The 22,135-nt window shown below is 59.5% G+C and carries 19 protein-coding genes, 2 tRNA genes and 2 pseudogenes; 16 read left to right on the top strand and 7 right to left on the bottom strand.

The features are described 5' to 3' along the window. Positions 1–11 precede the first annotated feature (11 nt). The gene (locus ACTG2B_RS06205; RefSeq protein ID WP_439995361.1) at positions 12–422 is read right to left on the bottom strand and encodes a DUF3293 domain-containing protein; all 411 of its coding nucleotides are present in this window, start codon (positions 420–422) and stop codon (positions 12–14) included. 396 nt (positions 423–818) lie between these two features. On the opposite strand from ACTG2B_RS06205, the gene arcA reads away from it, so the two are divergent. Then, entirely contained in the window at positions 819–1,538 is a 720-nt protein-coding gene (gene arcA / locus ACTG2B_RS06200; RefSeq protein WP_005338193.1) for a two-component system response regulator ArcA, read from the top strand. A 162-nt stretch (positions 1,539–1,700) separates the two neighbouring features. On the opposite strand, the gene ACTG2B_RS06195 is transcribed toward arcA, so the two are convergent. Both ACTG2B_RS06195 and ACTG2B_RS06190 read right to left on the bottom strand, forming a co-directional pair. Continuing rightward, positions 1,701–1,775, bottom strand: a tRNA-Gly gene (locus tag ACTG2B_RS06195). A gap of 14 nt (positions 1,776–1,789) precedes the next feature. After that, positions 1,790–1,863, bottom strand: a tRNA-Gly gene (locus tag ACTG2B_RS06190). A gap of 201 nt (positions 1,864–2,064) precedes the next feature. Here ACTG2B_RS06190 and cydD point away from each other — a divergent pair. The 4 genes and pseudogenes from cydD (at position 2,065) to ACTG2B_RS06170 (ending at position 6,497) form a co-directional block, all read left to right on the top strand. Next, positions 2,065–3,832: pseudogene (gene cydD / locus ACTG2B_RS06185) on the top strand (heme ABC transporter permease/ATP-binding protein CydD). Further along, positions 3,825–5,555, top strand: coding sequence for a heme ABC transporter ATP-binding protein/permease CydC (cydC, locus tag ACTG2B_RS06180; protein ID WP_439995360.1), 1,731 nt, complete (start codon positions 3,825–3,827; stop codon positions 5,553–5,555). Before cydD ends, cydC begins: the two are co-directional and overlap by 8 nt. Before the next feature lie 174 nt (positions 5,556–5,729). Further along, positions 5,730–6,101: an Rcs stress response system protein RcsF gene (gene rcsF / locus ACTG2B_RS06175; protein ID WP_013723982.1), complete on the top strand. Its 372-nt coding sequence runs from the start codon at positions 5,730–5,732 to the stop codon at positions 6,099–6,101. Positions 6,102–6,110: 9 nt separating this feature from the next. Further along, positions 6,111–6,497, top strand: coding sequence for a DUF488 domain-containing protein (locus tag ACTG2B_RS06170; protein WP_439995359.1), 387 nt, complete (start codon positions 6,111–6,113; stop codon positions 6,495–6,497). Between the two features lie 160 nt (positions 6,498–6,657). Here the strand turns inward: ACTG2B_RS06170 and ACTG2B_RS06165 are convergent, their stop codons facing one another. After that, positions 6,658–7,656, bottom strand: coding sequence for an NAD-dependent epimerase/dehydratase family protein (locus tag ACTG2B_RS06165; RefSeq protein ID WP_439995358.1), 999 nt, complete (start codon positions 7,654–7,656; stop codon positions 6,658–6,660). Positions 7,657–7,869: 213 nt separating this feature from the next. Between ACTG2B_RS06165 and tsaA the strand changes: the two genes are divergently transcribed. Continuing rightward, positions 7,870–8,574, top strand: coding sequence for a tRNA (N6-threonylcarbamoyladenosine(37)-N6)-methyltransferase TrmO (gene tsaA / locus ACTG2B_RS06160; RefSeq protein WP_439995357.1), 705 nt, complete (start codon positions 7,870–7,872; stop codon positions 8,572–8,574). 288 nt (positions 8,575–8,862) lie between these two features. Then, the gene (locus tag ACTG2B_RS06155; protein WP_064341216.1) at positions 8,863–9,411 is read left to right on the top strand and encodes a cytochrome b; all 549 of its coding nucleotides are present in this window, start codon (positions 8,863–8,865) and stop codon (positions 9,409–9,411) included. Positions 9,412–9,498: 87 nt separating this feature from the next. Here the strand turns inward: ACTG2B_RS06155 and ACTG2B_RS06150 are convergent, their stop codons facing one another. Next, entirely contained in the window at positions 9,499–10,179 is a 681-nt protein-coding gene (locus ACTG2B_RS06150; protein ID WP_416034378.1) for a bactofilin family protein, read from the bottom strand. Between the two features lie 199 nt (positions 10,180–10,378). On the opposite strand from ACTG2B_RS06150, the gene ACTG2B_RS06145 reads away from it, so the two are divergent. The 6 genes from ACTG2B_RS06145 to ACTG2B_RS06120 all read left to right on the top strand — a co-directional run bounded on the left by ACTG2B_RS06145 (position 10,379) and on the right by ACTG2B_RS06120 (position 14,912). Beyond that, positions 10,379–11,053 carry a response regulator transcription factor gene (locus ACTG2B_RS06145; RefSeq protein ID WP_040066247.1) on the top strand — a complete coding sequence of 225 codons (675 nt, stop codon included), beginning with the start codon at positions 10,379–10,381 and terminating at the stop codon, positions 11,051–11,053. Next, positions 11,053–12,438: an ATP-binding protein gene (locus tag ACTG2B_RS06140; RefSeq protein WP_005338217.1), complete on the top strand. Its 1,386-nt coding sequence runs from the start codon at positions 11,053–11,055 to the stop codon at positions 12,436–12,438. Before ACTG2B_RS06145 ends, ACTG2B_RS06140 begins: the two co-directional genes overlap by 1 nt. A gap of 619 nt (positions 12,439–13,057) precedes the next feature. Next, positions 13,058–13,459, top strand: coding sequence for a hypothetical protein (locus ACTG2B_RS06135; protein ID WP_439995356.1), 402 nt, complete (start codon positions 13,058–13,060; stop codon positions 13,457–13,459). Positions 13,460–13,703: 244 nt separating this feature from the next. After that, on the top strand, positions 13,704–13,985 hold the full coding sequence (locus ACTG2B_RS06130; RefSeq protein ID WP_069526348.1) for a putative quinol monooxygenase: 282 nt from the start codon (positions 13,704–13,706) through the stop codon (positions 13,983–13,985). Positions 13,986–14,122: 137 nt separating this feature from the next. Continuing rightward, the gene (locus ACTG2B_RS06125; protein ID WP_429074654.1) at positions 14,123–14,551 is read left to right on the top strand and encodes an N-acetyltransferase; all 429 of its coding nucleotides are present in this window, start codon (positions 14,123–14,125) and stop codon (positions 14,549–14,551) included. A 112-nt stretch (positions 14,552–14,663) separates the two neighbouring features. Then, positions 14,664–14,912, top strand: a complete 249-nt coding sequence (locus ACTG2B_RS06120) for a DUF3297 family protein (RefSeq protein ID WP_005338226.1) — start codon at positions 14,664–14,666, stop codon at positions 14,910–14,912. Positions 14,913–15,039: 127 nt separating this feature from the next. On the opposite strand, the gene ACTG2B_RS06115 is transcribed toward ACTG2B_RS06120, so the two are convergent. Together ACTG2B_RS06115 and puuR are read right to left on the bottom strand one after the other, a co-directional pair. Next, positions 15,040–16,317 carry an NAD(P)/FAD-dependent oxidoreductase gene (locus ACTG2B_RS06115; RefSeq protein WP_439995355.1) on the bottom strand — a complete coding sequence of 426 codons (1,278 nt, stop codon included), beginning with the start codon at positions 16,315–16,317 and terminating at the stop codon, positions 15,040–15,042. A 45-nt stretch (positions 16,318–16,362) separates the two neighbouring features. Then, complete coding sequence (gene puuR, locus ACTG2B_RS06110) at positions 16,363–16,965, bottom strand: HTH-type transcriptional regulator PuuR (protein WP_100646449.1); 603 nt, start codon at positions 16,963–16,965, stop codon at positions 16,363–16,365. A gap of 416 nt (positions 16,966–17,381) precedes the next feature. Here puuR and ACTG2B_RS06105 point away from each other — a divergent pair, with 416 nt between their 5' ends. The 3 genes and pseudogenes from ACTG2B_RS06105 to ACTG2B_RS06095 all read left to right on the top strand — a co-directional run bounded on the left by ACTG2B_RS06105 (position 17,382) and on the right by ACTG2B_RS06095 (position 21,974). After that, positions 17,382–18,845 (top strand): NAD-dependent succinate-semialdehyde dehydrogenase, encoded by a 1,464-nt coding sequence (locus tag ACTG2B_RS06105; protein ID WP_429074658.1) that lies wholly within the window; start codon positions 17,382–17,384, stop codon positions 18,843–18,845. Positions 18,846–18,969: 124 nt separating this feature from the next. Beyond that, entirely contained in the window at positions 18,970–20,259 is a 1,290-nt protein-coding gene (gene gabT, locus ACTG2B_RS06100) for a 4-aminobutyrate--2-oxoglutarate transaminase (protein WP_265784204.1), read from the top strand. A gap of 366 nt (positions 20,260–20,625) precedes the next feature. Further along, a pseudogene (locus ACTG2B_RS06095) lies at positions 20,626–21,974 on the top strand (APC family permease). Positions 21,975–22,135 lie beyond the last annotated feature (161 nt).

The following is a 22,135-nucleotide window of genomic DNA, read 5'->3' as shown; positions in this document are numbered from 1 at the left end:
TGTTCATTCTTTCACCAGGCAAGTTTTCTGGCAATCCAGAAGGATTCAATATTGCCCAGACAAACTGCTGATTTATCCGTCAATACTGGTACCAGCCAGAGCTGGCGATCCTCCACCCAGTAGAGAGCATTCTGGCCAAAACGCGCTACCAGCTGACGGGCTTGTGGCAGGGATAGCGCCACCGCCAGTGATGACTCCTGCCAGCGTTCGTCCGGGTCAGATCCCCAAAACGGCCCCACCACGGGCACCTGCAAATCCACGGTCAGATGGCGCCACAGCGCCCGTTCCCGCCGCATATTGCGTCGTTCTGTGACCCACTGGCTGGCCGGATTCCAGGCTGTGATGATGGCAAAAGCAGACCAGTCTGGTGGCTCAAATGGCGCGATAAAGCAGATTTTCTTGTAGTTTTCCCACAAATTCATGTCAATCACATGTTACATTCCATTACATTTTGTAGGGGCGAAAACCCGGTTCAGGCCAAGTATGATGCAGCTGTACCAGGGTTTGACCTATATCAAATCAGAGTTAAAAAGTTGCTATCTGACGGCAAAGAGTGTTGTTATGCTCCTGTTAACTGATAAAATGCGGCCACTTTCGTAATGGACGACCTTTCCAGGCTCTGCTCGACCAAACTTGTCGGGAACCTATAAGTGGCACAGGGATACTTGCCGGTACTGATGCCTAATTCGCGATATTCCGACCTGACTCTCATACCCAGGATGACGTAATAAATTTTCAGGATCAGTCAGGAAATCGGTTTGAAACGCCAAAGAGTGTTAAATTTAAGATAATTAACTGATAAGAATCTGGGAATACTCATGCAAACACCACACATTCTGATCGTCGAAGACGAGCTGGTCACACGCAATACCCTGAAAAGCATTTTTGAAGCCGAAGGCTACATCGTGCTCGAAGCCAACAACGGCGACGAGATGCACCAAGCCCTCACTTCCCACACCATCAATCTGGTGATCATGGACATCAACCTGCCGGGCAAGAACGGCCTGCTGCTGGCCCGTGAGCTGCGTGAGAACGACAACATCGCCCTGATGTTCCTGACCGGTCGTGACAACGAAGTGGACAAGATCCTGGGTCTGGAGATCGGCGCCGATGATTACATCACCAAGCCGTTCAATCCGCGCGAGCTGACCATCCGTGCCCGCAACCTGCTGAGCCGCACCATGAACGTGGCAGCCGGTGGCGAAGAGAAGAAGCTGGTTGAGCGCTACCTGTTCAACGGCTGGGCGCTGGATATCAACAGCCGCGCACTGGTCAGCCCGACTGGCGACATGTTCAAGCTGCCGCGCTCCGAGTTCCGCGCCATGCTGCACTTCTGCGAAAACCCGGGCCAGATCCAGACCCGTGCCGAACTGCTGAAGAAGATGACCGGCCGTGAGCTCAAGCCCCACGACCGTACCGTTGACGTGACCATCCGTCGCATTCGCAAGCACTTCGAAAGCGTCAACGATACTCCGGAGATCATCGCCACCATCCACGGCGAAGGCTACCGTTTCTGTGGTGAGCTGGAGCAGGAATAAGCTCCCGCTACGCTGTTGATCTGAAAAGGCGCCTCGGGCGCCTTTTCTGTCTCTGCAATTTGCCTTAAAAGCTGAGAAACCGTGAGCGTGACGTCGAACGCCGCACAAAATAGATGAAAAACAAAAAGCCCACTCGCAGGAGTGGGCTTTTCGCTTTGAAGCTGGAGCGGGCAGCGGGAATCGAACCCGCATCATCAGCTTGGAAGGCTGAGGTAATAGCCATTATACGATGCCCGCTTGGCTCTGAAATTTGGAGCGGGTGATGGGAATCGAACCCACGTATGCAGCTTGGGAAGCTACCGTTCTACCATTGAACTACACCCGCGTCAGGGCTCCTACTATATGCATTTTGCCGCCGAGCGCAATGGCGCCTTTGCCACTTTTTTCAATAAATCAATCTGTTCGGACAAGGATTGAACAGACGGTTGCTTTTTCAATCAAACATTTTCAACACAGATAATTTACAAGGTTGCCAAGGCCAAACGGCAAGGATAGTCTTGCGCCACTCGACGCGAGGATGGTGGTAATGGATAAAAAAACGCAAAAACGTCTCTATGGCTGGTTGCGCAAGCAATCGAGTCACGGTCGCCGCTGGATCACGATATCCATCGCTTTTGGCCTTGGCCAGGGCATTCTGATGGTGGCGCAAGCCTGGCTGCTGGCGACCCTGTTGCACGGCTTTATCATCGAAGGCTCAACGCCTGAGCAATCCATCACGCTCTTTATTACCCTGCTGCTGGTGACGCTTGGCAAAGCGGCGCTAGCCTATGGCCGCGAAGTGGCCAGTTTCAAGGCGGGCAGCGCGGTGCGCCAGACCATCCGCCAGCTGGTGCTCACTCGCTTGAGTCGTCTCGGCCCTGCCTATATCCAGCGCCGTCCGGCCGGTAGCTGGGCCAGCCTGTTGCTGGAACAGATTGAAAACATGCAGGATTTCTTCTCCCGTTATCTGCCGCAGATGGCCATCGCCGTCTTTATTCCGGTGGTCATTCTGGTGGCCGTGTTCCCGGTCAACTGGGCGGCGGGCCTGATCCTGCTGGGCACTGCGCCCCTCATCCCTATCTTTATGATCCTGGTAGGTGTGGGCGCCGCCGATGCCAACCGCCGCAACTTTCAGGCGCTGGCCCGTCTCTCCGGCCACTTCCTCGATCGGCTGAAGGGGCTGCGCACGCTGCAACTCTTTATGCGTACCCAGGCAGAAGGTGATGCCATTCGCGACGCCTCGGAAGATTTTCGCGAGCGCACCATGGAGGTGCTGCGCCTCGCATTTTTGAGCACCGCCGTGCTGGAGTTCTTCGCCGCTATTTCAGTGGCGCTGGTCGCCGTCTACTTCGGCTTCTCTTATATCGACCATCTGAACTTTGGTAGCTATGGGGTAAAGGTCACCCTCTTTACCGGCCTGTTCGTGCTGTTTCTCGCCCCCGAGTTCTACGCCCCGCTGCGGGAACTGGGTGCCCACTACCACGCCAAGGCGCAGGCTATCGGTGCTGCCGAGCAGTTGCTTGAATTCCTAGAAGCCGAGGTGAGCGAACCGGCCGCAGGCACGGCGCCGTTCCATGCCGACAGCCCGGTCAAGGTAGAAGCCAAAGGGCTTGAAGTGTTGAGCGCCGAAGGCAAGGTGCTGGTCGGCCCCATCGATTTCACCCTGGAAGCCGGTTCGCGCACTGCGCTCATCGGCGTCAGCGGCGCCGGCAAGAGCTCGCTGGTCAACGCCCTGCTCGGCTTTGCCCCCTATCGCGGTGAACTCAAGGTCAACGGGCAGGAGCTTGCCACCCTCGACATGAGCCAGTGGCGCCTGCAGTTAGGCTGGCTCTCGCAAAACCCGCAGCTGTTCCACGCCTCCTTGCGCGACAACCTGCTGCTGGCCAAGCACGGCTAGCGATGCAGAGCTGGAAGATGCCCTGAAACGGGCACAGGCGTGGGAATTTGCCATGGAGAAGGGGCTCGACTATCCGGTCGGCGATCAGGCAGGCGGCCTCTCGGTCGGTCAGGCCCAGCGCCTCGCCCTGGCGCGAACCCTGCTCAAATCAACCCAGCTGATGGTGCTCGACGAACCGACCGCCAGTCTGGATCGCCACTCCGAGCGCGCCATCATGACCACCCTCGAGCAGGCGATGGCTGGCCAGACCCTGCTGATGATCACCCACCGCCTCGACCAGCTTACCAAGATGGACAAGATAATGGTGCTGGCCCACGGCCAGCTGGTGGAGCAAGGCAGCTTCCAACAATTGAGTCAGGCGGATGGGCCTTTTGCCCGCCTGCTCTCCCAACGTTCCGGAGGTTCTCTCGATGAGTGATCTGTTGCCGTTTCTGCGCCTCTATCGCCAACACTGGCTCAGCCTCACCATTGGTTTGCTGCTGGCGCTGGTGACCCTGGCCGCTGGCATGGGGCTGCTCTCCCTCTCCGGCTGGTTCCTCTCCGCCGCTGCCGTGGCGGGGATGACAGTTGCGACGACCCATGCCTTTAACTACATGACCCCTGCAGGCGGGGTGCGCTTCTTCTCCATCGTCCGTACCGCCGGTCGCTGGGGTGAGCGGGTCGTGAGCCACGACGCCACCTTCCGGGTACTGACCCGACTGCGGGTCTGGTTCTGGCAGAAACTCTCGCCGCTATCCACCGGTACCCTGGCCGGTTTCCGTCAGGCGGATCTGCTCAACCGACTGGTGGCAGACATCGATGCGATGGACCACGTCTATCTGCGGCTGATCACCCCCATAGGCGCGGCCCTGCTCAGCACCGCCGGACTGGTCTTCTTCCTGTCGTTTTTCGACAGCCGTCTCGCCCTCACCCTGGGGGCCATTCTGCTGTTTGGCATGATTGCCCTGCCGCTGGTGTTCTACTTCCTCGGCCGTCGCCCCGGTCAGGCGCTGATTGCCGAAAAATCGACCTTGCGCACCCGGATGGTGGACTATCTGGATGGTCAGGCCGAGCTGCAGATGTTTGCCGCCGCCCCCAAGGCGCTGGTTGAGCTGCAACAGGCCGAACAGGCACTGCTCGTCGCGCAGGCCCGGATGGCCAAGGTGAGCGGGCTGGCCAACTTCTCGGTGCAACTGCTGAGCGGCTGGACCCTGACCCTGATGCTCTGGCAGGCCGGTCATGGGGTAGCGGGTGCTGCGCCCGACCCCATTACCGCACTGATGGTCTTTGCCACCCTGGCAAGCTTCGAGGCTCTGATGCCGCTGGCGGGGGCTTTCCAGCACCTCTCCACCAGCCTCACCTCGGCCCGTCGTTTGAACGAGATCCTGCAAGAGGCAAAAGCCCCCGTGTGGGGCGACGAACAGACCCACGCCACCGCTGGCGCCCTGCAGATCAATGACCTCTATTTTGGCTATCCCGGCAACCCTCAGCCGGTGCTGCGTGGCTGCACCCTGCAACTGCACGCCGGTGAGAAGCTGGCGCTGCTGGGCCAGACCGGCTGCGGCAAATCGACCCTGATGGGGCTGCTGACCCGAGAGTGGAGCCCGCAAGCAGGCAAGATCCTGCTCGATGGCAAGCCGCTCACCGACTACAGCGAAGGGGCGCTGCGCGCCTCCATCTCGGTGGTGAGCCAGCGGGTGCATCTGTTTGCCGATACCTTGCGGGGCAACCTAAAACTGGCCGCCCCGACCGCCTCTGACGAGCAGCTGATTGCGGTGCTGACCCAGGTCGGACTGGCCAATCTGCTGGAAGATGAGGCGAGCCTCGACGCCTGGCTCGGTGACGGCGGCCGCCCCCTCTCCGGTGGTGAGCGTCGCCGTATCGGCATCGCCCGCGCCCTGCTGCACGATGCGCCGCTCTGGCTGCTGGACGAACCGACCGAAGGGCTAGACAGCCAGACCGAGCGGGAGATCATGGTTCTGCTGTTCCGGCTCGGGGCAGATCGCACCTTGCTGCTCATCTCCCACCGCCTGCTGGGGATGGAGCAGATGGACCGGATTGCCCTGATGGAAGAGGGACAGATCCGCCTGTGCGCCCCTCACAACGAGCTGCTGGCGGATGATTACTACCGCAGCCTCTATCAGCGACTGGCTCCTGTTTGATATCAGCCTGATATCAGGCTGATGGGGGTCACACCCTGACAACAGGGCGCAAAACGGGGCTGGTCGCCGCAGGCGGCTGGCCCCTATAATGTCCCCCTCATTATTCAACAAGATGCCGACATGGAGCGCCTGCGCATTTCTACTGTCCTCATCACCGACACAAGATACGAGACGATGAAACGCCTGATCCTGATGATGCCCCTGATTGCCTCCGGCTGTGCCAACTACGCCTTCAACAGCAATCTGGATAAAGAGAACTTCGACGAATACTTCAAACCCGGTAGCGTGCGCATCTATGAACAGGATGAGCTGGCTGACCTCAACTACCTCTACCTCGGCACCATCGAGGGTGAATCCTGCCAGGCCGATGCCAACCAGCCGGTGCCCAACGCCGGTGAAGCGCGCACCCTGGCTCGCCGCCGCGCGGCCGACATGGGTGGCAACGGCGTCACCATCGACAAGTGCGCCGAGTTCAGCGACACCCCGGGCTGCCTGAAACAGGTGATCTGCTACGGGCAGGCGCTGAAAGTGGCCGAAGAGAAGTAACCCGCTGTCATGGCCCTCGCTATCGTTCGCCTTGGCAGCCCGCGCCTGCCCGATGAGGGGCTGCGGATCGGCACGGTGCGCCGCCCGCCCCGCGGCGTACCCAAGAGCGAATTTGCCAGCCAGCATTGGTACGATGTCTGGTTTCCCAACCTTGCTCCCAGCAGCGAGACCATGAAGCTGGGGCAGGCAGCCGAGACACCCGCCCAATGGGCGGCGTTTGGCAAACAGTACAAGGCCGAGATGGCGCAACCTGCCGCCAGGCACGATCTGGCGCTGCTGGCCGCCCTCTCTCATACCACCAACCTCTCGGTGGGTTGCTACTGCGAGCAGGAGTCCCGCTGCCATCGCACCATCTTGAAAGAGCTGCTGATAGCCGCGGGGGCCGCCATCTGCTAACTCGGTGAGCGACAGCGATGGGATGGGGAATCGCGTCAGCCTCTATTCGGCAACCATCAGACATTGGATAGACAGAGAGGGCATCCCGCGGGATGCCCTCTCTCGTTGTGTTCGCGCTAGCGCAGCAATTTTCGGCAGCAGCGGCACGATGCTCCCTCTCCTATTGCAGACTGGGCTCCAGCAACTGCTGCCGTAGCGAGGTCTCCTGTGCCTCAGTCATGGCATTCGCCGCTACCCCGGCGGCAGGCTCGATGGCAAGCCAGTGGGCAAGGTCGGCGGCGGTCTCCTCCAGCGGCCGAAAGTTCAACCCCTTAACGATGGCCGCCTCGGCACTTATAGAGCCGTAACCGGCAAACTCCGCCTGCGCGCAGGGCAGCAGGGTGGGATAGCTCTGCCAGGGCTCGATTCCGGCCGCCATCAGGGTCGACCAGGGCAACCATCCGGGCTGGATGGGTCTGGCTGGCGGCAAGCGGGCGCTCAGCCGCTCCAGCCAGTCGCTCAGGGTAATGCCGGGCTTGAGCAGGTTGAAGATGCCCCCCAACTGCTGCTCGGCCGCGCGCAACACAAACTCGGCGCAGTCGCGCACATCGAGATACTGCAAGCGATCCTCGCCACTGCCCGGCAGCAACCAGGGCCCGCCCTGCTGTACCCGCTTAATCCACCAAGCCATCCGTCCGGTAGGATCATGGGGGCCACACAACACGCCCGGGCGCAGGATGCAAAGCCGCTCGCCCCAGCGGGCACGATACTCGGCCTCGCACAACACCTTGAGGGGGCCATAGTCAGTGGGCATTTCACCTTCGGGGATAGGGTGCAGGGGCGCCGACTCATTCATCCCGGGCAGTGAGAAATCGCGATAGACGCTGATGGTGGAGATAAAGATCAGCCGCGCGCAGCGCCCGAGCAAGGCCGCCGAGAGGCTCGCCGCCTGCTCGGGGCGATAGCAGCAGGTATCGATGACGAGATCCCACTGCAACCCGGCCCCTTGCAGTGCGCTCAGGCTCTTGTCCCTGTCGCCGGTGAGCTGCACCAGATCGCGCCAGTCCGGATGCTGGTGCAGGCCACGGTTGAACAGGGTCACTTCATGGCCCCAATCCAGTGCCAGCGCGGTGAGGTGGCGCCCCAAAAAGCCGGTGCCACCGATAATCAGCAGTTTCATCCCTCTCCCTCCCCCTTCGGCGCGAGTGCGCACATTTCATCCTGACACGCCAGTTGCCTCCACCCTACGCAACTTGACGGTATGGCACAGCCCCCGACTGGCCGGGATGGGACAGGGATCACGGCAGCGCCGCAAAAAAGGGCGTAGTGAGGCCAAGCCTGCGTTTTGGGGCCGCCTGTGCTAAATTGCCGGGGTTTTCAGTCAGGATCCGCCATGAAGTTCGAAATCGACACCCTCGGGATCATCCGCTCTCCCTACAAGGAGAAGTTCGCCATCCCCCGCCAGCCCGGACTGGTCAAATCGGCCCGCGCCCGCCTCGAGCTGCGCCCCCCTTACGATCAGCCGGATGTGCTGCGCGGCATCGAGCAGTTCTCCCATCTGTGGCTCAGCTTCGTCTTTCACCAGACCATGGCGCAGGGCTGGCACCCGACGGTGCGTCCGCCGCGCCTTGGCGGCAACGAGCGGGTCGGCGTCTTTGCCACTCGCTCCACCTTCCGCCCCAATCCGCTAGGGCTCTCGGTGGTCGAGCTGCACGGGATCGGCCGTGAGCGGGGCAAGCTGTGGCTAGAGCTGGGGGCGGTGGATCTGCTCGATGGCACCCCCATCGTCGATATCAAGCCTTATATTCCCTATGCCGACAGCCTGCCGGATGCCCGTGGTGGTTTTGCCCCCGACGCCCCCACCCCGCCACTGGTGGTGAGCTTCAGTGCCAAGGCCGAACAGCAGTTGCAACCCTGGCTCAAGGCCCATCCCGAGCTGCGCCAGCTGGTAAGCGAAGTGCTGGCGCAAGATCCGCGCCCCGCTTACAAGAAGGGCAAACCCGATGAGAAGGAGTACGGGGTGCGGCTGTTTGACTGCAACGTCCGTTTTCGCATCAGCGAGCCGGATTGCGTGGTGCTGGTCATCGAGCCCGCCTGAACCTTGGCGGGCCGACATCACGGATGCTATTTCACGCCTTCTTCACGTCACAAGGGGCTTAATGAGCCTGTAAATTGTGTGGCATTGATCAGACTATCCACCCGGTTGCCAGTGATACCATGCAGACAGCAGAGGGCACCTCCTCTCTGACTGAGGCCAGCCGCAGGCTGCCGGTTGATGGCAAGCATGGCAGCCTGCCTGTTGCCGCCAAAGGATCTGGCCTCGCCCCGACACGTTTGAGTGCGGGGATGCCACACGGATGTGACAGCACTTCGAAGGAACAAACCTATGCTGATGAACAGTGAACAACGTTATGGCACCCTGAATATCGGGCTGCACTGGCTGACCCTGTGGGCCATGATCGCCGTCTACGCCCTGATCGAATTTCGCGATATTTTCCCCAAAGGGGACCCAGGCCGGGATCTGATGAAGGAGTGGCACTTTATGCTGGGGCTGCTCATATTCGCCCTGGTGTTTGTCAGACTGGCCCTGCGCTGGATGAGCCCGACGCCCCGTATCGTGCCCGAGCTCTCCCCGGTCATGCACAAGCTGGCAAAACTGGCCCACCTCGCCCTCTACGGTTTTCTGATTCTCACCCCGCTGTTTGGCTGGCTGCTGCTGAGCGCCGCGGGCAAGCCCATCCCCTTCTTCGGGCTTGAGCTGCCTGCCCTGCTCTCCCCAAGTCCGGATCTCAAGGGGCTGATCAAGGAGGTACACGAGACGCTGGGTAATATCGGTTACGCCCTGATCGGCCTGCACACGGTGGCGGCCCTCTATCACCACCATATTCTCAAAGACAACACCCTCACCAATATGCTGCCGCCGCGCCGCAGCTAACGGCTAACGGGGAAATGCAGAGGGGGCCATCGTGGCCCCCTCTCTGTTTTCCTGAACAACCGTCATCTGCACCGCTGGCAAACGACATCACGCCTGCTTGGCCAGCTCCTCGGTCGGCTTGCCTTTCGGCTCGTGCGGCAGCTTTTTCACATTGCTCTTGCTCTCCGGCTGCTTGCTCCCGGACGAACTGTTTTCAGACAAGGCTTGCAACACGGGATCGGCCTTGCCGGCCACGGTGGGCTGGGACTGGCCAACAAAGTTGCCGCCCTTGCAGATGGAGAGACTGCCCCCCTTGAAGATCCCCTGCATCTTGCCGCTCTCCAGGATCTCCACCTCGGCGGAGGTACAGGTGCCTTCCAGCAGACCATTGATGATCACGTGGGGCGCACTCACCTCTCCCTCAACGCTACCACCCTGCATGATGCGCAGCACACCACCGATGAGCTGGATGGTGCCATTGATCTGACCGCGCACCTCCAGATCCCCCTCCACCTGCAACTCGCCCTTGAAGCGGGCACCGGCTGCAATCACAGTGGCACCGGCCGACCCAGTAGCCGCACCACCTTTGTTTCTTCCAAACATCCGTACTCTCTCCACCAACCACACAAGCAGAACCAGCGGCATCGGCGCCACTGGCCACAGAAAACAGGGCGACCCCAGCACGTAGAGCAGCAAGGCTGCCCCCCAGCAGAGCCAGACAATATAGAGGAGGTCGCTGCGCTCACGCTGTTGCAGTCGCGCCAGCAGCCTTCCGGCCATCTCTCTCATCACATCAAACCTTTCGCAGCATGGCTGCCGACCAGCAGGCCATCGACAACCCGGACCATGGTTAAACGACCAGTTGATGCGAACTCTGAAGTCCCGCTGATTCAGTCCCGATACAGCCGGGATGCATTAGGATTCGAATTGACTCGAAGCGACATACACTTTCTAATTGACAGCCTGGATCCCTATGACCGCTCACATCATGAAAATTCTGTTGGTCGAAGACGACAAGCTGCTCAATCACCACCTCTCCTCTCTGCTGACCGAAGCCGACAATCAGGTCTACAGCACCGACCAGGCCGGGATTGCACTGCACTACGCCGCCGACTATCCCATTGATGTGGCCATCATCGACCTCGGTCTGCCCGATATGGACGGCCTGCAACTGATCCGGCAACTGCGTGAACGGCAGATCCCCTTCCCCATCATTGTGCTGACCGCCCGTGGCAACTGGCAGGACAAGGTCGAAGGACTGGAAGCAGGTGCTGATGACTATCTGGTCAAACCGTTCCAGAAAGATGAGCTGCTGGCCCGACTCAATGCGCTGGTGCGCCGCAGCGCCGGTTTTATCTCGCCCAAGGTGAAGGCCGGTGATTACGAGCTGGATCTCTCCCGCAAGGAGCTGACCATCGCCGGAGAAGTGGCGGTGCTCACCAGCTTTGAATACCTGATTCTGGAGTACCTGATGCGTAACGCCCGTCAGGTGGTCTCCAAGCAGCAACTGCTCGACCAGCTCTACGGCGATGGCGAAGGGGACCCCAACACCATCGAAGTGATGGTGAGCCGCCTGCGCAAGAAGCTGGATCCGGAGGGGACGATTCAACCCATCTCCACCATCCGGCGTCAGGGTTATATCTTCAACCTCTCCTGTAACTGATGCAGTTTCATCTGCCGCGCCCCATCAAGATGATCCGCAGCTCACTGCACATCAAACTGCTGCTCAGCTCGCTGCTGGTCATCGCGCTGATCATGGGGTTTGCCGTCTACGCCCTCTATCTTGGCCACGTCGAGGAGCAGACCCAGAAGGCCAGCGCCCGGATGCAGGAGAACCTGGCCAAGCTGTTTTCCTCCACCGAGCCGGATGACAAGGGGTCGAACGTCGAGCTGGGGCGGATATCCCGTGGTGCGGGGGATCGCAACCTCGATACCCTGATCTGCCGCGCCGATGGCGATCTGGTCTGGTCGAGCCTCCATATGCCGGAGGTGATCAAGGCCAAACAGACCATCTGCGGCGACCTGATGAAGTATCTGGGGGGGATGGATCTCGACTACTTCTTCAAGAAGCACACCATCAAGAACGGAGAGAGCTACTTCGTCTACAGCCTGCGGTTTATCCGCAATCCCGGCAGCGGCACCACCGCCTACTACGTGGTGATGATCGACTCGGCCAAACGCTACCACGAAGAGTCCCGCACCTATCTCTACCAGACCGCCAAACAGGCGCTGCTCGCCTATATGCTGCTGGCCGGGCTGCTGCTGCTCACCACCTTCTGGAGCCTCAGCTCCCTGCGCACCATCGCCCGTCAGATCGACGATATCCGGGCCGGCAAGCGCGATGACCTCTCGAGCGATTTTGAGCGGGAGCTGGCCCCGCTGACCGACTCCATCAACCAGCTGCTGGAGAACGAACGCCAGCAGACCCAGCGCTACCAGCACGCCCTCAACGATCTCGCCCACAGCCTGAAAACCCGGCTGGCGCTGATCCAGATCACCACCCGCGAAGTGAAGCTGGGGCGGGAGATCCACGACAACATCAATGAGCAGATCCTCACCATGGATCAGATGATCCAGTATCAGCTCAGACGGGCCGTGACAGGCCGCCAGCGCCTTGCCAGCAAGGGCACCGAACCGGTGCCGCTGATTGAAAAACTGCTGGCCAGCCTGACCAAGGTTTATCGCCACAAGAAACTGCAAACCCACTTCAAGTTCGACGATGACGCCCTCTTTCACGGCGAACAGGGCGACCTGATGGAGCTGATGGGTAACCTGCTCGACAACGCCTGCAAGTTTGCCATCAGCGAAGTGAAGGTGACGGTGCGCCGCCATCTCGAGCGGCTACGCATCGAAGTGGAAGATGATGGCCCGGGTATCGATCCGGCCAAATCGGAGCAGATCTTCCAGCGCGGCGTGCGGGCTGACAGCTCGCCGGGTCAGGGCATAGGTCTGGCGGTGGTCACCGAAATCGTCCACAGCTACGGCGGCCAGATCCGGGTCGATGAATCCCCCCTCGGCGGCGCCCGCTTTACGCTGGATCTTCCCTGATCGGCATTGCCCTGCCCAGCCTCGCCAGTGATGGCCCTACCACAAGGCCTCCGACCTCGGGGGCCTTGTCGTTTCTACCACCCAAGTTGTTTTAATTTATTGATCCGGCACTGATTATCACCCCGCAGCTCTTCCACCACCGGCTTCAATCGGTATCATGGTGGCGCGGCACAAAGCTGCTTCCGGAGCCACACCATGAGCATTCGTTTTCATAAGTGTGTTATCCGCAAAAAATGGGGGAAAGCAGCAAGCAAGGGGCTGTAACTTGAGGGCGGTAGCATTTAAAAATTAATTATTCATTATATGAACCTTCGTCTGAAAAAATATTAACCACTAACAACCCAATATAAATCAATATTAAAGCAAAATAAAATGAATAGTATAAAAGAACATTCTCTATCAATATTGTTTTTATCATTACTTATTTTTTCAATTTCTGCCACTCTATACTTTATACCAAAAGTGAAATGAATGGCTGTCAAGTAACGCACCAGCATGGATACAAGCCATAGGCAGTATAGCAGCAATATTCGCAGCCACATTAATTTCAAGCAATCAATATAAAAATGAAAAACGGCTGGAGGCTGAACGAATAGCTAAATCAGAAATACAAAAACTGATGGTGGTAAAAGCGCTCATGGCAAGGTCATACCAATTAAGTAAAGATATAACAACAGCATTTGCCACTCAAAAAGACTCTGACTTTGATTCCGTTACACCATTACTGATGGTTGATACACACACTGCATTAATGGCTCTCCCCACATTTGAAATTCCAGATGGGTTATTATCACTAGATGCCTTAACTATAGGTAGAGCTTTGAATGTACTTGCTGAACATTGGTCTGATTTTTGTTCCGCTGTTACAAAAAACAATCATATTGATGTTCCAGAGGCTATACCATTACAAGAACTCGCAAAAGAAATTGAGGCAATAACTGGTGATGCAATTAAAATATGCGCGAAAGAAATAGCAAAGAGAGAACTGATTACTGGTATTAAAACTGGATGGGGGAATTGATTTTGTATTTTCTACGCCATTGATAGCTTACAACAGATTTACTGTAAGCTTGTTTGTTAGCTTACGAAAAACTAAGCATCTGTATTTCACGTATTACCTATCTAAACTCACTCTAAAAAACAATTAATTCAATAATTATTTTTTAGTAAGATTCATACCATGAACAGTGTACTGTTTTATCCTAAAATTCCGAGAAGCGGGTTGATCCCCCTCATTAAAAAGCACAATAATTCAGGAATGCAATATGGGTGAAGTGATTTTACAGGGATTTATTATTGTGCCTCTCTCCGAGCTTACGATAGTCAAGCGCGAGCTTGATGCCCATATCCGTTTAACTCGTGCGGAAAAAGACTGCCTGATCTTTGAGGTGACTCAAGACCCTCTCAATCCCTGCAGATTCGATGTCTATGAAGAGTTTGTTGATGAGGCAGCTTTTCAAGCGCACCAAGCCAGAGTCAAATCCTCCCGCTGGGGTGAAATTACCGTCAATGTCGAGCGACACTATACGGTAACAGGGATTGCATAAATCACAGTCTTGCCATTTTGGCCAAGGTGACGAATCGGGAATGGCGCAGAACTCTCCCCCTCTCGCTACCGCGAATGCCCGATTACGCTGCGCTTATCGAGCCTGCGTTACTTCCACCCTTTGTTATTAAGGCCACTATGATCCGCCCATTATCCGCCACCGATCTGGATGCCGCCGTCGAGCTCTGGTATCAGGCTTCGGTGCAGGCCCACGACTTTATTCCCACCGCCTTTTGGCACGAGCAACGAGCGGCGATGCGCGATAGTTATCTGCCCGCAAGCAAGAGCTGGGTCTATGAAGAGGATGGACAGCTACTGGGCTTTATCTCCTGGTATCAGGGTACTGTGGCGGCGCTGTTTATCTCCCCTGACCACCAGTCACACGGGCTGGGTCGCCAACTGCTCGAACACCTCAAAGCCCAATATGGCCGGCTCGAGTTGACGGTCTACGCCGAAAATGAGCAGGCGCGGCGCTTCTATTCCCGCAACGGTTTCAAAGAGGGTGAGCAGCAGCTGTGCGAGCATAGCGGTCGCCCCGAGCTGGTGATGCATTGGCCACGAGGATAAGCGGGTCGCTCATAGCGATAGCGAGCACGCTTTGCCTGTTTTGTGGCCGCCTTGAATGCCATGGCGGCATTCTCTACAATGACCCACTTTTTATTCATTTCGGGTTATATCGATGAGCGATACCAGCACCAAACCGGCTCTGCCGGATCACCTCTCCTGCAATCCCCGCAGCCCTCACTATGTGGCCGCCTGCTTCGAGCACCCGATCGGTATTCGCCTGAACGGCAAAGAGCGCACCGATGTCGAGGAGTACTGCATCAGCGAAGGTTGGGTGAAGATCCCCTCCCCCAAGGCGCTGGATCGCCGTGGTCAGCCCATCCTGATCAAGCTCAAGGGTACCGTTGAAGCCTTCTACAGCTAATCAGCGCGCTGCTGCTTGATAAACAACAAGGCCACCCTCGCGGTGGCCTTGTTGTTTCCGGTATTGGTGCTGGCGTCAGCGTTATCTAAGCGGCACCCACCAGCCCACATTTCTCGCAGAGCGGCTCTTATACCCCCAGCCGGTCGCGCAGGGTGTACCAGGCGGCACCCGCAGCGGTGAAGGGGATGCGGAACAACCGGCCACCCGGGAAGGGGTAGTGTGGCAGTTTGGCAAAGGCATCGAAGCGCTCGGCCTGACCGCTCAGCACCTCCGAGAGCAGCTTGCCCGCCAGATGGGTGCAGGTGACACCATGGCCGCTGTAGCCCTGCATGTAGTAGATGTTGGGGCCGATGCGGCCAAACTGCGGCAAGCGCGACAGGGTGAGCAGGAAGTTGCCGGTCCAGGTGTACTCCACCTTGACGTCGGCCAGCTGCGGGAAAGTCTTGAGCATCTTGGGGATGATCAGCCGCTCGATATCCGCCGGATCCCGCGCGCCATAGACCACACCGCCGCCATAGATCAACCGGTGATCGCCGGAGGTACGGTAGTAGTCGAGCAGGTAGTTGCAATCCTCCAGACAGTAGTTCTGCGGCAAGAGTGAACGGGCCCGCTCCTCTCCCAGCACTTCGGTGGCGATCACCTGGGTGCCACAGGGCATGCTCTTGCTGGCCAGTTCCGGCACCAGATTGCCGAGGTAAGCGTTGCCAGCCACCACGATAAAGCGCGCCTTCACCGCCCCTTTGGCGGTCTTGACCAGCGCCGGCTGACCCGGAGTAATGCTGGTGACGGCGGACTGCTCGAAAATCTGCCCCCCCTGGATGCGGATCGCTTCCGCCTCCCCCAGCGCCAGATTGAGAGGGTGAATATGGCCGCCGCTCTTGTCGAGCAGGGCGCCGACGTAGCGATCGCTCGCCACCACCTCGCGCACCCCCTTGGCATCGAGCAGCTCCAGCTGCTCATTGCCCCACTTCTCCCAGCGCGCCTTCTGCGCCTTGAGCTCGTGGAACTGCTTCTCGGTCTCGGCGGCAAAGACGCCCCCCTCCTGCAGATCGCACTGGATGTTGTAGCGCTTGATCCGCTCGCGGATGATCTGGCCCCCCTCAAACAGCATGGAACCGAGCAGCCTGGCCTGATCCGGCGGGCAGTTCGCTTCTATGGTGTCGATGTCGCGGCTGTAGGAGTTGACGATCTGGCCGCCGTTGCGGCCGCTGGCGCCAAAGCCGACACGGGCTGCCTCCAGCACCACCACCTTGTAGCCCTTCTCCACCAGATGCAGGGCGCTGGAGAGGCCGGTATAACCCGCCCCGATGACACAGACATCGCACTCCAGCAGCTCGGTCAGTGTCGGATAGGGCGCGTGTTTATTGGCGCTGGCTGCGTAGTAACTGTTTACATGTTCGGTCATGATCCCTGTTTCCTTACCGGTTCGGTTGCCAAACTACTGTCAGGATTAAAAGCTCGCCGGGGTGTGGGCGCTGACGATGCGACAGGTCTCCCCCGACGGATTGCTGAAGCTGTGGGGCTCGCCGGTGTCGATCACATAGCTGTCGCCCGCCTCCAGCGGATAACTCTGGCCCGCCACCGTCAGGATCACCGACCCCTCCAGCACGGTGCCGACCTCCTCCCCCTGATGGGTCACCTGACCTCCGGTGTCGGTGCCGGGGGGATAGGTCTCCAGCATAAAGCCGAGCTGGCGGCGGTTGTTGCCGTTGTGCACCAGCTTGAGGGAGACCCCCTGACTGCCCAGCTCGATAAGCTGATCAGCCTTGATCACCACTTCCGGAGTGCGGCTCTCCTCCTCGGCGAAGAAGCGCGACAGCGGCAGGCCGTAGATGGTGAGCAGCTTTTGCAGGGAGGCGACCGAGGGGCTCACCTTGTCCTGCTCGATCATGCAGATGGCGCCGTGGGTCAGGCCGCTCAGCTCGGCCGCCCGCCGCTGTGAGAGCCCCAGCTGATGGCGCACCGCCGCCAGCCGTTCCCCCATGGTGCGCGCCCCGGCGTCAGCCCCACTCAACGGCCGAGCCACGCTCTCCCGGCTCTGCGGCCCGCTCACCGCAAGCCTCCTCTTGCTGCGCTATCTCTGCATCCTTGCATCATCAGCCTCTCCTGCTTGCGCGTGATCGCATCGGATCAAGCGCAGCCTGTTTACCCTGCTGGTTAAAATAGCCAACCAGCTTTCCCTTGCCGTTCACTATGTTACACAGCACAACCGTTCATTATTTTGCACACCTGATTTACCATCTCCCGGTCGCCTGCCCACTTGCAGCCTGCAAGCGAACCGGAAAAAGCGCGCTACACAGCCCATTTTCTAGCATGGCGCCCCCCAGCAATTCAAATATATTTAACACTTGAAAAACATTTCAGCTCAAATTATGGTCTTTCTGTGCTTATTATTTTATACGGCAGCGGCGCAGGAAGGGTCGGCTCACTCCGGCAACCAGCTGCTCTGACCCACACTCGAGGCTTCTCATGTCAGGAACAACATCCCACTCCAGCTTGATCACATCCCGCGCCTATATAGATGGACAGTGGTGCGAGGCCGCCAGCGGCCGCACCTTCGAGGTCACCAACCCCGCCAGCGGTGCCGTCATTACCCAGGTGTCCGACATGGATGCCGAGGATACCCGCCGCGCCATCGCGGCCGCCCACGCGGCGCAACCCGCCTGGGCGGCGCTGACCGCCAAGGAGCGCAGCAACAAGCTCTACGCCTGGTTTGCCGCCATCACAGCCCACAGCGACGAGCTGGCACGCATCATGACCTGCGAGCAGGGCAAGCCGCTTGCGGAAGCCAAGGGCGAGGTGGCCTATGGCGCCAGCTTTATCCAGTGGTTCGCCGAGGAGGGCAAGCGCGCCTATGGCCGCACCATCCCGGGCTTTAGCGGCGATCGCCGGTTGGCAACCATCAAGCAGCCGGTCGGGGTGGTCGCCGCCATCACCCCGTGGAATTTCCCGATAGCCATGATCACCCGCAAAGCGGGCCCGGCGCTGGCCGCAGGTTGCACTATCGTCATCAAACCTGCCGCCGAAACCCCGCTCTGTGCGCTGGCGCTGGCGCTGCTTGCCGAGCAGGCGGGCATCCCCGCCGGTGTCATCAATATCGTCACCAGCCATCAGGCGAGCGCGGTAGGCAACGAGCTGTGCAGCAATCCGGTGGTGCGCAAGCTCTCCTTCACCGGCTCCACCCGCATCGGCAAGCTGCTGATGCGCCAGTGCGCCGACACCATGAAGAAGCTGTCGCTGGAGCTGGGTGGCAACGCCCCCTTTATCGTCTTTGACGACGCCGACCTTGATGCCGCGGTGGCCGGGGCGCTCGCCTCCAAATACCGCAACGCCGGGCAGACCTGCGTCTGCGCCAACCGCATTCTGGTGCAGGCCAGCGTCTATGACGCCTTCGCCGAGAAGCTGACCGCCGCCGTCAAGGCCTTCAAGGTGGGGGATGGCATGGCGGAGGGCACCCAAATTGGCCCGCTGATCAACCCGGCTGCCGCCAGCAAGGTCGCCGAGCTGGTGCAGCAATCGGTCGCCGCCGGTGCCGAAGTGCTGCTGGGGGGCGAAGCTCACCCCGCTGGCCCCCTCTTCTACCGCCCCACCATTCTGGGCAAGGTGGATAAAACCAACCCCATCCTGCAGGAGGAGATCTTCGGCCCGGTGGCACCGCTGGTGTGCTTCGAGAGCGAAGCCGAAGCCATCGCCATTGCCAACGACACCCCTTATGGCCTGGCCGCCTACTTCTATGGCCGCGATATCGCACGGGTGTGGCGCGTCGCCGAACAGCTGGAGTACGGCATGGTCGGCATCAACGAGGGGATCATCTCAACCGAGCTGGCCCCCTTTGGCGGCATCAAGGAGTCGGGTCTGGGCCGGGAAGGGGCCGCCGAGGGGCTGGAAGAGTATCTGGAGACCAAATACCTCTGCTTTGGCGCCATTCGCTAGGGCTGCAACAGAGAGACAAGGCGCCGCCGATCTGGCCCGATGGGCTGATCGGCGGTGATGGGCGCCAAAACGCCAGCAACATTTTCAGGGAATATCGGGGGCTGCGGCCCCTCAGGGAGGAAAGATGAGTCAGTCAGAATCAAACAAGGCGTGGCAAGCGCGCCGCGAAGCATCAGTGGTCAATGGCGTTGGCACCCTGCTGCCGGTCTTTATCGACCGGGCGCAAAATGCCGAGCTGTGGGATGTGGAGGGCAACCGCTACATCGACTTTGCCTCCGGCATCGCCGTGCTCAATACCGGCCACAACCACCCCAAAGTGGTGGCGGCAGTGCGCGAGCAGCTGGAAAAATTCAGCCATACCTGCTTTCAGGTCACCCCCTACCCGGGCTATATCGAGCTTGCTGAGAAGCTCAACGCCCTGGTGCCCGGCCCGACGCCGAAGCGCACCCTGTTTCTCTCCACCGGCGCCGAGGCGGTCGAGAACGCCATCAAGATTGCCCGTGCCCACACCGGTCGCAGCGGCACCATCGCCTTCAAGGGGGGCTTTCACGGCCGCACCATGATGGGGATGGCGCTCACCGGCAAAGTGGTCCCCTACAAGACCGGCTTTGGCCCCTTCCCGGGGGAGGTCTACCACATCCCCTTCCCCGCCGATTATCTCGGGGTAAGTGAAGAGGATGCCCTGCACGCCCTCGAGCTCTGCTTCAGCGCCGACATAGAACCCTCCCGCGTTGCCGCCATCATCATCGAGCCGGTACAGGGCGAAGGGGGCTTCTACCCTGCCTCCCCGAGCTTTATGCAGAAGCTGCGCAGCGTCTGCGACCAGCACGGCATTCTGCTGATCTGCGACGAGATCCAGAGCGGTTTTTGCCGCACCGGCAAAACCTTCGCCACCGAATATGCCGGCATCGAGCCGGACATCATGACGTTGGCCAAGAGTCTGGCGGGGGGCTTCCCTCTCTCGGCGGTGGTGGGCAAGGCGGAGATCATGAACTCGGCCAAGCCGGGTGGTCTGGGTGGCACCTATGCCGGTTCCCCCATTGCCTGCGCCGCCGCGCTGGCGGTCTTGCAGGTGATCGACGAGGAGAAACTCAACCAGAAAGCGCTGGATCAGGGGGAGCAGATCAAGGCGGGGCTGGAACGCATAGCCGAGCGTTTTGACTGCATAGGTCAAATTCGCGGCCCCGGTGCCATGGTGGCCATGGAGCTGGTGAAACGGCGTGATGCCAGCCAGCCCGATCCCGACCTCACCAAACGTCTGGTGGCCGAGGCGGGCAAACGGGGTCTGGTCCTGCTCTCATGCGGGGTGCGCGCAAATGTCATCCGTTTTCTCGCCCCCCTGACAGCCCCTGCGGCAGTGATTGACGAGGGGTTGCAACTCCTTGAAAAATCACTGGAGGCCGTGCTGGCCTGACCAGCAGGAAAGTGACCACTCACCTGTGCAAATAAATGCAATTTTGCCCCCTTTTTTTCTTGTCAAGGGGGCCCTGCAAATGCACAATGCGCCGCCACTGAAAGAACCGATGTAAAACAATGGCATCGGTTCTTTTTTAGACAGTGAACAAACCCATAAACGAGGCCGGATCACCCCCGGAAAAGATAGCGAGATTGGCAGCAGTCTCCCGACACCAAGTCTAGTGAGGAACAACATGGGGCATCTCAATGCTTTCCAACCGGCCATGGCCGGTGTGCGCCGCCCTGGCGCCCTTGATTCCCGGGCCTCTCTCCCGGTTTCGTTGATGGACCGTGCCACTCTGGCACTGCATGAGGAACATGCATAATGGCGGCCCAGCAGGTTGGTCTGAAAAAGACCCTCAAACTGTGGCAGGTCGTGGTTATGGGACTGGCGTACCTCACCCCCATGGCGGTGTTCGACACCTTCGGCATCGTTACCGAGATCACCGAAGGCCATGTGCCGACCGCCTACCTGTTTGCCCTCATCGGCATGCTGTTCACTGCCCTGAGCTACGGCCATCTGGTGCGCAAGTTCCCGTCAGCCGGCTCCGCCTATACCTATGCCCAGAAGGTGTTTCACCCCTATGTCGGCTTTATGGTGGGCTGACCTCCCTGCTCGACTACATGTTCATGCCGATGATCAACATGCTGCTGGCCAAGATCTATCTCGAAGCCCTCTTCCCGAACGTGGAACCCTGGACCTATATCTTCGGTCTGGCGGCGGTGATGACCGCCCTCAACCTGCGCGGCATCAAGCTGGTGGCCAACTTCAACAGCCTGATCGTGGTGATGCAGTTCAGCATCATCGCCATCTTCATCGGCCTGATCGCCTGGGGCGTTCACAACGGTGAAGGGTTGGGTACCGTGGCCAGCAGCCGTCCCTTCTTCTCCGAGCAGATCCAGGTGTCACCGCTACTGATGGGGGCCTCCATCCTCTGTCTGTCGTTCCTCGGTTTTGACGCCATCAGTACCCTGTCGGAAGAGACCCCGGACGCGGATCGGGTGATCCCCCGCGCCATCGTGCTGACGGCGCTGATCGGCGGTGTGCTGTTTGTCACTACCTCCTACTTCCTGCAGCTCTACTTCCCGGACATCTCCCGCTTCCAGCATCCGGATGCGGTACTGCCGGAGATCGCCCTCTATGTCGGTGGCAAGCTGTTCCAGGCGGTGGTGCTGGTCTGTACCACAGTAGCGGTGCTGGCCTCGGGGCTCGCCTCCCACGCCGGTGTATCGCGCCTGCTCTACGTGATGGGTCGTGATCGCGCCCTGCCCGCCCGCTTCTTCGGCTACATCCATCCGAAGTGGCAGACTCCGGCGTTCAACGTGCTGCTGGTCGGCCTGCTGGCCCTCTCTGCGGTGTCGCTGGATCTGGAGATGGCGCTGGCGCTGATCAACTTCGGCGCCCTGGTGGCCTTCACCTTCGTCAATCTGGCGGTGATTGCCCACTTCTATGTGAAGCTGGGCCGCAACAAGTGTCTCAAGGATCACCTGATGTACCTGCTGCTGCCGCTCTGTGGCGCCGCCTGCATCGGGGTACTGTGGCTCAACCTCGAGCCCTCCTCCTTCGAGCTGGGGCTGATCTGGGCGGCGCTGGGGGCCATCTACCTGTTCCTGCGCCTCACCGTGTTCCGCATCCCGCTGCATACCGCCGACAAGGTGGAGATCGCCCAGTAACCGCTGGCGCCCCTCCCCCGATAGCGAACAAGGAGCCTGCGGGCTCCTTGTTGTTTTTGCGGTGCTCTGGTGGCCAGCAGCACGGGTTGCCAGAAATGCGGTTTCTGCAGGAAGTGTGACTGATTTCAAATAACTACCCAGCCGGGCTGCTCACCGTGCCA

The sequence above is a fragment of the Aeromonas sp. 30P genome, assembly GCF_051919805.1.
GTDB classification, from domain to species: Bacteria; Pseudomonadota; Gammaproteobacteria; order Enterobacterales; family Aeromonadaceae; genus Aeromonas; species Aeromonas veronii.
Note: the sequence above shows the minus strand (reverse complement) of the source record. Positions and strands in the feature narration are given on the sequence as shown.